This window comes from Streptomyces sp. NBC_01257, assembly GCF_035917255.1.
Taxonomy (GTDB): Bacteria; Actinomycetota; Actinomycetes; order Streptomycetales; family Streptomycetaceae; genus Streptomyces.
The window spans coordinates 6,887,455-6,900,527 of sequence record NZ_CP108472.1 but is presented as its reverse complement, the minus strand read 5'-3'; the positions used below and the strand labels follow the sequence as shown (position 1 = coordinate 6,900,527).

Below are 13,073 nucleotides of genomic sequence, written 5' to 3'. Positions count from 1 at the left end.
GGGCGGCATGAGTGCGGCTGTCTGTTGGGCGGGGCGCTCGCTCAGCCCGTGAGGGCGAGGTTGTGCAAGCGGGCGATGCCGAGCGTGGCGTGGTGCACGCCGTCGCTCTTCAGGCGGCAGTCGCGGAGGATGCGACCGGTTCCACCGACTGGACCGAGCCGGCCCTACTTCATGTCCGACGGTCTGGTCCGGCTGCCAGGAACGCCGACGGTGACGATGTGCCTCGGGACCGCGTCGCCTGGCACATCGAAAGCCGTATGCCCGATGAGCGCGCTCAGGTGTGGCGGCGCCCCGGTGGGATCGAACGCCTTGTGGCGCAGTGAAACCAGGAATCCGATTCGGATGTCCGTGGTCTGATATGTGACCGCCTGCTTGAGGTACGCCTGCTTGTCACTCAAGGGCTGCTTCATCGAATCGACCTTCATCTCGATGCAGATGTTGAATCCGCTGAACTTGAGTCGCAGGTCGATTCGCCCGCCGCCGACGTGTTGGACCTCGAACTCAACGATCGCGCCGAGGCTACTGGACTTCAAGTAGTCGAGGAGGTCCTTGTGGATGTGGCCTTCGACGGCCTTCGGTTCGAACAGATACGGATACAGGTCCGATTGGGCATTGGTCCGTGAGCTGACGAACTGGATGATCAGCCGAAGAATGTCGTCCACTGCATCCTTCGGATCCCCGACGTAGTCGGGGCTCGTCTCCAGACACGTTCGGATCCCGGAGTAGACCTCGGCCTCGATCAGGTTGAGGCTGTGCCTGCCGATGGTTTTGTCGCTGACCGCTTTAGCGAGTTCAGCCAGGGTCTCGGGCGACACTTTCTCGGCAAGTTCGATCGCTGCTGCGGATCCGGGCAGGACGAGTTGGTTGAGGGGTTGCGGCAGCGACTCGGTCGCCGTGCCACTATGGCCTTTTCCCGGCCCTGCACCTGCCAATGCTTGCGCCCTCGCCCCTCGAAGGACCGCTTGCGCGGCGGCGAGCTTCTCGGTGACCTCGCGTTCACGGTCGCCCGCCGCGGTCGCGGCTTCCTGCTCCAAGGCGTGGGTATGATCTTCGAGGTTGCACAGAAGGCCCGCCGTTCTGGCGAACCCCGACGCGATGACCGGCTGAACGAGCCTGAGCAGGCCGTCAATATCCTCCTTGTGGGAGACGACAGCCGCGGAGCGCGAGCCCAGGTATATCTGGAGTAGGTCGTCGACAACGACCTCGGCTTTGTAGAAGCTATCCCGTTGAAACTCTTCCCGGAGCCTTCCCAGGTCGTTGGCCAGTTGAGTCCACGCCAGCAGCGCCGCTCGCTTCGGATCCCCGTACCAGTGGTTCAGCCCAATCGACGTCACGTTGAGCCGGCGAATCCGCTCAGCCAGGTCGGCCAGTGCGTGTGGTTCGAGCCGAGGGGCCGACAGGGCGGCCACGTGCAGCCTCGGCGAGGACTCGGCGAGGAGTGCACACAGCACTTCGACTACGGTCAAGAGGATGCTCGCGTCCTCACGCTCGTAGGTGTCCCAGGCGACCTGCAAGTACCTCGCGGAGGCTTCGAGGTTGTTCAGCATGAGCGGCAGGTCCGCGGCGCGGAGTGCGCTGACCAGTTCGATACCCGCCAGCACCCATGCGGCGTCGGAGGCGACGCCCTCGGGGTCGGCACCTGGGCGCGGCTGGCCAGCTGGGGGGTCGATACCAGCGACGAGACGGACAACGCTGGCGAGGCTCGCGGCGTGCGGCCAGTGGTCGACGGCAACACCGACGGCGCGGACAACTGCGGTGCCGAGCGGCTTCGGCACCGGTGCATCGAAGCGTTCCAGAAGGGCCAGCAGTGCGAATGGTGATCCGATCCCGCACAGGGCAAGTCGGGTGCGGGCCTCCAGTGCGCTTGCCGTTCTCAGGGCGGCACGGCTGTCCGGATCCGGCACGTCAAGGAATTCCTGGACAGCATCCTCCAGGGCCTTGGCCAGACCCGCGCCGACCTCGTTCAGCACGGGTCCACTGGTGAGCAGAGCCTCCAAGCTGTCGGTGAGGATGGCCGGACTCGTGGTGGATGTGACAGCAGCTGATATGCGGCGCAAAGCTGCCGGATAGCTGTCGGTTCGGCTGCCGGAGTTGGCTGCCTCGTGCGCGACCAGGTGGACGAGAGGCGGAAGCACCGGACTGTCGGTGAGGTCAGAGGCTTCCCGAGCCAGTCGGTCCCAGCCACCAAGCGCCGCGAAAGCGCCCTCGCCCGGCGGGCCTCCAGCGTTTGCCGAGAGGAGCGCGGTGAGGTCCTTCTCCAGCTCGACCGCCGCACTGCCGCTCATGGCTTTCCTCTCGTCAGCAACCACCGTTCAGCTTCTCACCACACGTAGGAGTTACCCTCCGCGACAACCCGGTTGGGTTGCGGAAGAAGATCAAGGAGGGGAGCGGCGTTGCGGGTAGCGACGAAGATCTGCATCTCGGCTTCGCCTGCGACCTCCCGCAGTGCCCTGACCATGGTGGCGAGGTCCTCCTCCGGCATTTCCTCGGCGGAGGGCGAGTCCAGGACGAGGAACCCGGGGTGGCGGCCGATCCCCTCGACGTAACCGTGCTGGATGAGGGCGATGGCGGTCGCGATCTTGACCCGCAGCTTCTCGCCGGCTGTGAGCCCGGAGTAGGTCTGCTTGACGCCGTTCTCTCGAAGCGTCATGTTCGCTGCGCCGCTGAGGGTAAAGCCACTGAGGTTATCGGCGCCGAAGCTCTGCGTCAGGCGTTCGATGTCGGCGGAGATCTGGACCAGCATCGGATCCTGGTCGTTCTTCACCCACTTCTTCAGCACCTGCTCGGCTGCTTCCACGACGGCGAGGTGCGTCGAATCGACCGGGTCAATCACCTCCGGGTCGCTTGACCGGGTCAACGCCCCCAGGGCGCCTTCGGCGCGGGCCAAGTCGAGTTCGAGCACGCGACGCTCACCCGCGACCGTGAGAAGTTCGCTCCCCACCTCTGCCCGCGCCGCCGCCTCTTCCCGCTCCGTCGTCAGCGCCGCGATCTCGGCAGTCAACTCCGCCACCGCGGCCTCGGCCGCGGCCACCGCGGCCTGCGCCGCTTCAACTTCGTCCAGGGGGCCCTCTTCGGCATCCGCGTCGTCGCCGTCACTTCCGGACGTCCTCGCAACCATGCCGGTCACGAACTCATCCGGCGCGGACGCGGCCACGATGACATCGGACTGGAGGGCCTCCAGATTCAGTTCACTGGTGCACACCGAACACTCATGTTTGTCCGGTTCCGCCGCCTGTCGCTCTGGAGTGACCTGCGCCGCGCAGCGTGGGCACACCGACGGACGCATGTGATGGAAGAACCTGGCGGCGAGCACGTCCTCGTAGTTGGTATGCACCCGAGCCTTCGCCGCCTTGAGCTGTTGACGTGCTGTTCCGGCCAGCGAAGTCTGCGCGATCAGCTTTGTCTCAAGCCTGTGATTCTCTCGTGCGAGGTCGGATGCGCGGGTTGCGGCGTCGAGCACCACCTGCATGTCCGGCGTCCCGGCGGGCAGATTCCCAATCTTCGTTCGAAGATCCTGGACCTGCTTCTCCGCCGCGATTCGGCTCGCCTCCACCGCCTCGCCAGCCGCCTGCGCCTTGCCCTTCGCGGCGTCCCGTGCCGTGTCCATGCCGCGCCGCGCCGTCATTGCCGCAGCCTGCACCGGTGCCCAGTCCGTACCGATGAACATCTGCATCATTCGGAGGCCGATGGTCTGCTCGTTACCGACGATCGGATCGAGCTGGTTCGCGCGGACCACGAACGAACTGGAGTACGAAGGCCACGCGTGCACCCGAGCCGCCGTGTCCGTCCAGACCGGGATGTTCTCCAACCTCAGCCGAGTCATCATCAGCGAGCCCATGACGCCCTCGAAGTCCGCGCCGTCGAACTGCCCGAGGACCGTGGATCTGGAGTCCGAGTCCACCCCCATGATCCTGATCACTTGTCCGGTGGCCGCCCCGTCCACCGCATCGAAAGCCACCCGCAGCCGCTCCGCGCCCACCTGCCAATCGACTTCAACGTGCTCGATCCAGCTTCGGACGTCGTTCTGGAACTGCGGGCACCGGCCGGTCAGCGACCACATGAGAACGTTCAAGAGGGTTGACTTGCCGCGTAGATTCCGGCCCGAGCCAATCCCGTTGACACCGGGCTGCGGCGACCATTCGAAGTGAAATGGGACCCGCGCCTTCGGTCCTGCCTGCTCATCGACCTCCGCCGCCTCGCCTTCTCCGGCCGAGATCGCTGCGGGTGAGTACTTGTCGACGACCGGTCGGATCCACTCAGGGAGATCGGTTACATCAGCCAACGGGTGTCCATGGGCGCCGGGGTGATCCGGTTCGAGCCATTTCGTCCCACGGAAGTGCATCCGGGTCGCGCGTAGCGGCACGGGAACTGCCTTGGTGCCGCCGAGCGGCACGCCGAGTCCGCTGAGGATCTTGTCAACCTCGTCAACAGTGAGGCTCAGCGAACCGCCCGCCCGTCGCCTGGCCAGGATGTCAACAACCTCCTTGCCGAGAGCACTCACGTCTGGTCTCCTTCCTGACCTACTGCTCCAGTAGCCGATACCGGCGCGGAAGCGCTCAGCGCATCCAGCCGTTCGCGCACCCGCGGAGCGATCGGCGCAATGGCCACCCCCAGCTCCGTCCCCGCGTACGTGGCCTGCCGGTATTGCCGGTCCTTCAGTGCCTGCCCACCGTCGTCCCCCGCGACCAATGCGACCAGCTTCACCTGCTTGGCGTACCAGCCCAGAGTCGGATCCTTCGCGAGCTCAGCGACCGCGGCGGCCCCGGCCTGCGTCAGGAAGAACTGGTTGCGCTTGCTCTTTTTGCCTGGCTGCCCGGCGCGGCGCAACGTGGCGAGGCCGTACGTTTCCAGGATGGAGAAAGCATCATCGAGCTGCTCGTATGCGCCGAAGAACCAGCGCGGCATCGGGTACCAGCGCAGGTCAGGTTCTGGATCGTCCAAGAGCGACCGCGCTGTGTTCAGGTGACCAGCGTCGGCCGTGCTGGCTTCCACCATCGACACCAGCTCATCGGCGAGGTAGTCCGGGTTTCGCAGCCAGAAGTCCATCGCTTGGAGCCGCAGCTCGCTTCGTACCGACCTGATCGTTCCGGGTGGGTCTCCATCCACACTCGGCGTACCACATCCATCGAGCAGAACTAGCAATCGAATGGCGTGCTGAGTTCGCGTCGCAGCAGCGCGACCATCTGTACCTGCGGACTCCGCACCGGTAGCCATCTCGTCCAACCTGGCATTCCCCCCAGAAGCACCGCTACTCGACCGGACGACCTTCACCAGAACGACCGCCAGGTGATCACGGGCGGCAAGGTTGCGGCATGTGATCACGCCGTAACCACATTGGGCCGACGCGACCACCCATTACGCTCGGAGACCCAATGTAACGGGTGTGGCATGTAACGGATACCTTAGGCAGCCTTCGACTTATGCCGCCAAACGGCATGCTCCAGCCCGCCTTTGTCGTGCCCGAGAAGCGCGGCAGCTTCCTCATACACGGCACGTAACTGGTCGTATGGGAGGTCTGGAACACCAGCATCCCCGGCGAAGGCACGCAGGTGTACGTCGACGGCAACGTGCGAACGGCCGACGAGATTGCCTATGTAGTCGATGCTCTTCGGCCCCACTCCCTTCACCGTGCGCAGAGCGGCGCGATTGGCCTGCTGATCGAGCCAGGCGTGGAGGTCCTCGCGGGTATCGACCCCGTCGGCAGCGAGGAGGTCGGTGATGGCGCGAGCCGTCGCGACCTTCTGTGCGTGGTTGAACTTCATGGCCACGGCGAGGTCTTCCGTGACGAGCCGGCGCTGGAATCCGCGGACTGTTCTTGCATCAGCCCAGCTCAGTTGCAAATGGAGGAGCCGCGGTCGGAGAGTCCTCTCGTAGTTGCACCGTGGCTGGAAGCTGACGTCGCAGATGACAACACCCATGTGGGTCCATCCGCCGGGTTGGAGAAACGGTCCGCTGCCAAGGGAATGTCGAACGTGGTCGGCGAGCCGTTGGGTTGGGCTGGATGCGAGCATGGGTCAAGGATGGCGCTGCCGTCTGGCAAGCTGGTGGGAAAGTGCAAAACTCTCGAATGGATGGAGCAGGGGGCCGTTCCCTTGGGCAGCTCCCTCCATGGTGGGAAGGCTGGCCATCTCGGCTACCGGGTCTCCGTCGAGACCGGGGCGAGGCGGAATAGGCACTGGGCCGTGTTGAACTCGATCACCTCGGCGATGAAGCGGAACGTGTCGCCAACTGCAAGGGTGGCAGGGATCTCCTTACCGGTCAGGTGGAGGTTGCCGGTGTTGACGTCCTCGTACTTGAAGTTCGGGCCGTCCGTCGTCTGCGGCCCCTTGCCGCCCGGGCCGAGAAGGAAGTCGTAGCGGGTCTGGTCATCCGCGTGGGCCGCCATGTGCCTGATTGACCCGTCGAAGGCGACCGTCTGCCCCTCGTGCTTGGTTGCGAAGTTCACGTTCGCTTCACCACACGGATCCGCCTTCAACAACGCGGCGAACTCGGCACTGTTTTGCGTCGTGATCACCTCAGCGGTGGTCGGCCCGTTTGCGGGCGGCGTAGCGAAAGGCTTCTCACTCGCGGCCGGCGAACTGGCCGACGCGCCCTTCTCCTCGTCGCCGTCACCGAGCGCAACGCCCGTGCCGATGATGGCGGCCAAGACCGCGACGGCGGCAGCCCCTGCCCCGATCAGACGCCAAGGCAGCGGCCTCTTCGGCCGACGGAAGTTGAGGGTGGTGCGAAGTCTGCCTGGGAGCTGTTCCGCGAGCTCCCATCCGTCTTTCTGCATCTTCGAGATCACCAGTCCGTCGGTGCCTCGAACCGTCTGCACGACCTTGTACTCGTACTTGATCTCATCGGCCATACGGCTCTCCGCCCCCTGAAGCGAACCGGTCATATCAACTGGGCGCGAGCATAGATGAGTCCACGGATGACGAACGTCCCCTCGGCCCCTGCTCTTCTGCTCGACCGGGTCGTTCGTGCCGCGCCCGAGGCCGGCGTCTCGGTAGCGGATGCAGGGCATCAAGACAATGTCGAACATCCGATTCCGGGCGAATCTGCCCTGTGGAGGATCAGTAGGGCTGACCAGATGCCGCCGTTCGTGGTCGAGTTCAGCATTGGCACCACTCGCACGAGGGCCAACACACCTCGATCGGCGCCCTTCTCCTCTACCTTGACGATCCCATCTGCATCCTTGAGTGGAGCCGGAGTGGTGAAGTACGCGGTGTCTGCACCGCAGGCTGACTTGCTGCGCGAGATCGCGGCGGTGTCTGATGCCGTGCGCATCACACCCGGCCGTACACAGGTCGCATGGGCGCTGGAGCAGCGAGGGCTGATCAAGAGGACCTGGCGCGGCAGTGGTCACGTCGCTGTGGTGACTGCGGACGGCCGCTACTACCTCAAACACGGCAAGCATCCCCGGCAGGTCCAGGCGGAGAAGGAGCGGCTGGCGGGTGACAGCGCTCAAGCTGCGCTCGCCCCGGCCGGCGGGGCTGAACTGGTCTCCCGACTGCAATCGGCATCAGGGACGATCACGGTTGCTGATCCTGCGCCTCGGACCCGGGGGCGGTGGCGGGCCGCCTATTATGATGCGCTCCACCACGGGCACGTTCCGGGAGGTCACAAGGTGCGGTGGAACGGTCGCCAACGTGGCGACTGTGTCTTCACCCTGGTCAACGAAGAGGCCGAGAAGGCTGCACAGCCTCCTCCGGTGCCGAGCGTCGACGTACCGGAAGTTCTGGATCGACCTCACCCTCTCGTCCGTGCGACGCGTAAAGCCATGGGCCGCTCTCAGGGCACGGTCGACACTCGCGGCAGAGCGGGGGCTTTCCCGTTGCATGTGTCGCGTCCGCTTGCCGACCGCGCCCTACGGATCATGCACGCGCTACTGACCGAAGCCGAGAAGCGCGGCTACACAGCTGAGCCTCAGACCGACCTCCAACGCGGCGAGGCCCTACACACACTGGCGATCGTGATCCGGGGCCGAGCCTTCCCTCTCGCCCTCACGGAACGGACGACCAAAGTCCCCCACGAGCCGACTCCGAAGGAGGTACGCCAAAAGGAGCGCAATCCCTGGATCCGGCTCCTCAAGTACGACGAGGAGTTCAACGGACGCCTCGCCCTCGGTGCACCCGCCAAGAGCTGGTACCAGCACTCGTATGCGCACAGCGACGGGGCGCGCTGGACGCTGGAGTCGCGCCTGGGTCTCTTCCTGCAGGACCTCGAACATCTCGCTGCTGAAGGCGAACGCCGGGACCGGGAGCAGGAACTCCTCGAAGCTGAGCGGCGGCGCCGGTGGTACGCGGCTATCGCACAGGCTCGTGAGCAGCAGGTCGATCAGCAGCGTGCGAAGGTGCTCACCGAACAGATGACTGCTTGGAATCAGGCTGCCGAGATCCGCGCCTTCTGCCAGGCAGCCCGCGCTCGAACCGACAGCGCTCCGCTTCCGGCAGGCGAGTCCGAGTGGCTGCAGTGGGCGGAGGCGTATGCCGCACGGCTCGACCCGCTGCCCCACGCGCTTGTTACTCCGCCGGACCCCCCGGCCAAACGGGAGGTTCTTCGCGAGCTTGCAAAGGTCGATGCCTACGCCTATCCGTGGCCGTTCGACGCTGACGGCCGCTGGGTGCTCCCCCAGGAACAGCCGGCCGAGTCGAACTCGTGATCGTGACCGCGTTCCGCTCGCAACCGGCTTCGCCCCTGTCCAAGCAGGACAGGGGCGAAGGAACGTTTATGCGGCGATCGTGAGCGGGGTTTCCATCCGCTCCCAGGCCCCGAGGACGGCCTTGTGCGCGTCCGGCTGCAGGTGGGCGTAGCGCTGGGTGGTCTGGAAGCTCTCATGGCCGAGGAGGTGCTGGACCTCGTAGAGAGAAACTCCTTTCTGGACCAGCCATGAGGCGCAGGTGTGGCGCATGGAGTGGGGCGGGTAGTGCGGGACGAGCTGCTGCTCGCCGTCGTCATCGAAGTAGCGGGCTCCTTCGACGGCTGGCCACCAGGTCTGTCGACGCCAGTTACCGTCATCGAGCAGTCGTCCAGCCCGGCCCCTGGTGACGGTGGTGAACACCACGGCGTCCCGGTCGAGCCGGTATATGTGACGTTCAAGTGCCTCCAGGACATGGGCCGGGAGCGGGACCTCCCGGCGGCTCCTGGAGCTCTTGGGATACTCCTTGATGCCCCTCTTGGTGTTGACCTCGACCACGAAGAGGCGTGAGCGGCGCTGGTCGATGCGGTGACGGTGAAGGCCGGAGAGTTCGCCCCAGCGCAGTCCGGTGTAGACGCCCAGTAGGCACATCGTCTTCCAGGGGGCGGGAAGCTCGTCGAGGATACTCTGCGCCTGGTCGGTCGTGAACCACTGCGGCGGTTTGACGGCGATCTGGGGCAGGTCGATGCGGCGGCACGGGCTCAACGCGATCACGTCGTCGTCCACGGCCGCGCGCATGATGGACGAGGTCAGGTTGTACGCCCGCTTGATCGCGGCAGCGCCCACGCCCTTCTCCACCAGGGAGCGGATCCAGCTCTGGACGTCCATGCGAGTAACGGCCCGCATCTCCCAGTCCGCCCAGTGGGGCATGACGTGGTTTTTGATGGTGGAGGCGTCGCCGCGCAGGGTGCGGGGCTCAACGATGCGGGCGTCCCACCACCTGTCGTGCCACTCACGGAACGTGATTTCGCCGGCCCTCGGGTCGCGCATGCTTCCGCGGGCGGACTGTGTCTCCATCTCGGTGCCCCAGGCGCGGGCCTGCGCCTTGAGGGGGAACGACTCGCTGTACCGGTCTCCTGCCCGGTTGCGTACGGTCGCTTGCCAGTTGCCGGTCTTCAACTTGCGTAGGTACAGGTTCTACTCCTTGTTCGACGACGACGGGGCCGCCATGATCGGGGTCAGCGGCGAGCGGTTGGCATGGCAACGGCGCGACGGTTGATGAACTCGTCAAGGCTGGCCGCTGGGACCCGCACACGGGAGCGGCCTGGCCCTGTGCGGAGGTCGACGACAGGCAGATCGCCGGCTTCGATGAAGCGATAGACGGTTCGACGGTCGACGTCCAGGGCGGCGGCGACGGTGGGTATGGACAGCAGGCGTGAGGGCATAGCGGGGGCCTCGATGTGCTGGGGATGGGCTGGACGCCCGGCGAGACGGCCATCAGAGCGTCGGTCGGGCGTAAGGGGCGATCAAGTAACCCTGCTCGGGGCGTGAAACCCTCCAGGAGAGCCTCAACCAGAGGGAGGCTGGTCACACGGCGGCTTCATCGCCTTCAGGAGGTCATACCAAGAGGGCGGTTGTGCCCCGTGCGCCCCCGCGCTCTGGACCTCAGCCAGAGCGCGGGGCGAAATTCACGACTTCAGTGACTCTGGAAGGCCCATGACGGCCTCCAGGCGGTCCCAGTCGATCTCGGCGTCTTCCACACGGAAGCAGTGCGGGTAACGCAGGGCCAGCCAACTCGGAGTCACACCGGCCAACTCAGCAACCGTGAAGGGTGAGATGCCCATCCCGAGCCACTTCGCCAGGCAGGACTCCCGGAGAATGGAGATGGGCTCCCCCAGGCGCCACGAGTACCGCTCGTCCCGTGGCAGAACGGCCTCTTGGGCCTGCTCCCATACCTGCTGGTATACGGAAGTCGAGGCTGAACGTCCGCGCAGGTCGGGAAACAGGAGATCGTCCTCCCGCAAGCCGGCCTCGCTTATCCATGCCCGCAGAAACTCGACGGACTGCGAGCGGAGGGGAACCTCCCTCGCTTTCCCGCTGTAGCGGACGGTCAGCTTGCCCAGACCACGCTCCGGGAGCACCACATCGCTCACTCGCAGCTCACGGGCTTCGCCCGGGCGCAGAGCCTGCTCGGCCACAACACGCATGAAGGGGTACACCGAACGTTCAACACCCTCCCGTCCACGCACCCACTCAAGCAGCGCTCGAACCTGCTCCTCGGGATACAGCCACTCTTCTTCCATGACTTCGACCGACATAGTTTTGAACTCCTTGCGGGAACGACGGAACACACCCGGCAGATCAGCGGGTGGTTCAATGGTCTGGAGAAACGCCGGTTTGGCTAACCGGCGATCGTCGGCTATGTTGCGCCCGACTCGGTACTCTCGGCCCCTGGCGCACACATGTGAAGGCAGCGCGTAGTCGCGCTGCTGCGGACTGTTCTAGGTTTGCTTGCTTCGGCGCGTCATTCCAGTCAATTGCGCCCTCAACGTGTCTGCCGTCGGCGAATCAGCACAATCAAGTACCGCGTTGGGGTACTGCCAGCTGCACCAGCGCCGGGCAGTGAGGAGCCAGGGACAGAGCAGGCGCCTTCTAAGCGCCTGCTCCATCACTCCGTGCGTGGCAGTCGTTGCGGGTGCCGGCCGGGGCGGTGGCTTCGGGTGAGCTCGCGGCCAGCGTCACATCGATGTCTCAGACTCCTGGCTGCGGCATGCGCATGTTGCTAGCCGAAGTGGTCTGCGGTGCGCCTCGGGGTGCACCTCTCGCACCCGCACCGTCGGTTACGTCTCTGCCTCGCTCGCTCAGCCGTACGCAGGCGCGGACGAGCGCACCACCCGGCAGACTGGCCAACTTTTTGCGTTGAGCCAGCTCCAAGTGGCAGACGCTGGCCAAGACGGCGGCCTTGAAGATCTACAAGTCTGGCGAGCGTCACGTGATCACACTGATGCTCGACCGACGTCCACGCAGCTGCGGGAACCCTCTCCTTTAGCTCGGCGCGCTGAGAGGCCAGTTGATGCCCTCGGACGCGCACGGGCCGACCTCTCGGAACCGGATCCCTACCCCTGTAGGCTTCCGAGTGCGGTTCGCCCAGGAGTCGGATTCACCAATTCGATCGCCCCTCACTACAGCAGCGGTTACCGTCCTGCCATGGACGACTTCCTCTCCTTCGCGAGCTTCCTTGAGGGCGCAAAGAAGGCGGCTCACAGAGCCATGGACGAGCACGGACGAAGCGAGTACGACAACTTCGCCCTTCAAGGCGGTGTGGCCATCGAGAAGCTCGCCAAGGCGGTTTTGGTCTCGATGAATCCCGTCTATCTGCTGGAGATGCGCAACGGGAACCCAGACATGCTCCTGTACCTCGGCGGTCACCTTGAGTTGGGCGAGGAGAAGGTCCGCACGGTCGGCGCCAAGGACGCCATCAAACGGCTCCGCACGCTAGGCATACTCCCTCCTGACCCTCAGCTCGATATGCTCATCGAACTTCGCAACGGAACTGCGCACACCTCGACTGGAGACAGAGCAAAGGCCCTCCTTCCAGCCCTTGTCGAGAGCTCATGGGCCCTGCTCAAGAAGGTCGGCATCGACATAGGTGACTTCTGGGAACGCTGGTCAGGCGCAGTAATCATAGCTGTGGATCAGCAGCGGAGCCAGGTCGAACGGGACGTCGAGATCCGGATCAGACAAGCTTGGCATCGCTTCGATGACCGCTTCGCAGGTCTCCCTGAAAGCGCCCGGGAACGAGCGCTTGCCGAGCCCTCCTCTGCTCCCTACCCGTTCGACATCAGCCCCTTCAGAGCACCAACGGAGTCTCATTACTACATTCTTGCCACAGTCGGGTGCCCCTGTTGCTCAGGCACGGCAATGCTGAAGGTGCTGCCGTCGCGAGACATCAAGCTCGGCCCCCGGCTACTAATGGACGCCCTGCACTGCCCACTGTGCCTGTTGTCCCTGGAAAGTCCGGCAGAGGTACGCGCAGCGGGCGTGCAAGATCCGTGGCAATCGGGAAATCCGCCGCAGACCATGGCCGTATCAGGCTTCCAAGTCCACTCTCCAGATGCCGAATCGGGGGACTGAACCCCAGGCATACACCCCCGGTGGGGCTCGGTCTGCCGGAACCCGAACCGCAGCCGACGGAGGGGTGCCCCAGGAGCCAAGCTCTGTCGCAGAGGCGGACAACAGCCCGGCGGGACGGTGACCTGTCCAAGGTCTGGGACCTGAACGCGGCGATGTGGGCGCATCATGGCGGGAATTACGCATTGTCTGACAACGCATAACCGAGAACCTGCCTGACGTCGGTGATCACGCTTACGTTGAGGCGACCTGCCAGGTCGGCGTGGTGATGCGACATGAGGGGCCGTAGGTGCAGCCCTGGCCAACCGGAGTCGGCGGG

The 13,073-nt window shown here is 65.1% G+C and carries 10 protein-coding genes and 1 pseudogene; 2 read left to right on the top strand and 9 right to left on the bottom strand.

Going from position 1 to position 13,073, the window contains the following annotated elements:
• Positions 1-41 precede the first annotated feature (41 nt).
• The 6 genes and pseudogenes from OG408_RS30120 to OG408_RS30095 all read right to left on the bottom strand — a co-directional run.
• Positions 42-140, bottom strand: a pseudogene (locus OG408_RS30120) (IS5/IS1182 family transposase); the annotation flags it as partial.
• A gap of 24 nt (positions 141-164) precedes the next feature.
• On the bottom strand, positions 165-2,285 hold the full coding sequence (locus OG408_RS30115) for a hypothetical protein (RefSeq protein ID WP_326672976.1): 2,121 nt from the start codon (positions 2,283-2,285) through the stop codon (positions 165-167).
• Positions 2,286-2,320: 35 nt separating this feature from the next.
• Positions 2,321-4,501 (bottom strand): ATP-binding protein, encoded by a 2,181-nt coding sequence (locus OG408_RS30110; RefSeq protein ID WP_326672974.1) that lies wholly within the window; start codon positions 4,499-4,501, stop codon positions 2,321-2,323.
• On the bottom strand, positions 4,498-5,046 hold the full coding sequence (locus OG408_RS30105; protein ID WP_326672972.1) for a hypothetical protein: 549 nt from the start codon (positions 5,044-5,046) through the stop codon (positions 4,498-4,500). Before OG408_RS30105 ends, OG408_RS30110 begins: the two co-directional genes overlap by 4 nt.
• A gap of 356 nt (positions 5,047-5,402) precedes the next feature.
• Complete coding sequence (locus OG408_RS30100) at positions 5,403-6,011, bottom strand: hypothetical protein (protein WP_326672970.1); 609 nt, start codon at positions 6,009-6,011, stop codon at positions 5,403-5,405.
• A gap of 122 nt (positions 6,012-6,133) precedes the next feature.
• The gene (locus OG408_RS30095) at positions 6,134-6,850 is read right to left on the bottom strand and encodes a DUF4839 domain-containing protein (protein WP_326672968.1); all 717 of its coding nucleotides are present in this window, start codon (positions 6,848-6,850) and stop codon (positions 6,134-6,136) included.
• Between the two features lie 66 nt (positions 6,851-6,916).
• Here OG408_RS30095 and OG408_RS30090 point away from each other — a divergent pair, with 66 nt between their 5' ends.
• Complete coding sequence (locus OG408_RS30090) at positions 6,917-8,647, top strand: hypothetical protein (RefSeq protein ID WP_326672966.1); 1,731 nt, start codon at positions 6,917-6,919, stop codon at positions 8,645-8,647.
• A gap of 66 nt (positions 8,648-8,713) precedes the next feature.
• Here the strand turns inward: OG408_RS30090 and OG408_RS30085 are convergent, their stop codons facing one another.
• The 3 genes from OG408_RS30085 to OG408_RS30075 form a co-directional block, all read right to left on the bottom strand.
• Entirely contained in the window at positions 8,714-9,802 is a 1,089-nt protein-coding gene (locus OG408_RS30085) for a tyrosine-type recombinase/integrase (protein ID WP_326672965.1), read from the bottom strand.
• Between the two features lie 59 nt (positions 9,803-9,861).
• Positions 9,862-10,068 (bottom strand): helix-turn-helix domain-containing protein, encoded by a 207-nt coding sequence (locus OG408_RS30080; protein ID WP_326672963.1) that lies wholly within the window; start codon positions 10,066-10,068, stop codon positions 9,862-9,864.
• Positions 10,069-10,311: 243 nt separating this feature from the next.
• Positions 10,312-10,941, bottom strand: a complete 630-nt coding sequence (locus tag OG408_RS30075) for a tyrosine-type recombinase/integrase (RefSeq protein WP_326672961.1) — start codon at positions 10,939-10,941, stop codon at positions 10,312-10,314.
• An 889-nt stretch (positions 10,942-11,830) separates the two neighbouring features.
• Between OG408_RS30075 and OG408_RS30070 the strand changes: the two genes are divergently transcribed.
• Positions 11,831-12,757, top strand: coding sequence for a hypothetical protein (locus tag OG408_RS30070; protein ID WP_326672959.1), 927 nt, complete (start codon positions 11,831-11,833; stop codon positions 12,755-12,757).
• Positions 12,758-13,073: the final 316 nt, after the last annotated feature.

What these genes read in the sequence shown, in the direction of transcription:
- OG408_RS30115 (WP_326672976.1), bottom strand. Translation starts at nt 2,285, where the DNA reads ATGAGCGGCAGTGCGGCGGTCGAGCTGGAGAAGGACCTCACCGCGCTC.
- OG408_RS30075 (WP_326672961.1), bottom strand. Translation starts at nt 10,941, where the DNA reads ATGTCGGTCGAAGTCATGGAAGAAGAGTGGCTGTATCCCGAGGAGCAG.
- OG408_RS30095 (WP_326672968.1), bottom strand. Translation starts at nt 6,850, where the DNA reads ATGGCCGATGAGATCAAGTACGAGTACAAGGTCGTGCAGACGGTTCGA.
- OG408_RS30090 (WP_326672966.1), top strand. Translation starts at nt 6,917, where the DNA reads ATGACGAACGTCCCCTCGGCCCCTGCTCTTCTGCTCGACCGGGTCGTT.
- OG408_RS30100 (WP_326672970.1), bottom strand. Translation starts at nt 6,011, where the DNA reads ATGCTCGCATCCAGCCCAACCCAACGGCTCGCCGACCACGTTCGACAT.
- OG408_RS30105 (WP_326672972.1), bottom strand. Translation starts at nt 5,046, where the DNA reads ATGGACTTCTGGCTGCGAAACCCGGACTACCTCGCCGATGAGCTGGTG.
- OG408_RS30080 (WP_326672963.1), bottom strand. Translation starts at nt 10,068, where the DNA reads ATGCCCTCACGCCTGCTGTCCATACCCACCGTCGCCGCCGCCCTGGAC.
- OG408_RS30070 (WP_326672959.1), top strand. Translation starts at nt 11,831, where the DNA reads ATGGACGACTTCCTCTCCTTCGCGAGCTTCCTTGAGGGCGCAAAGAAG.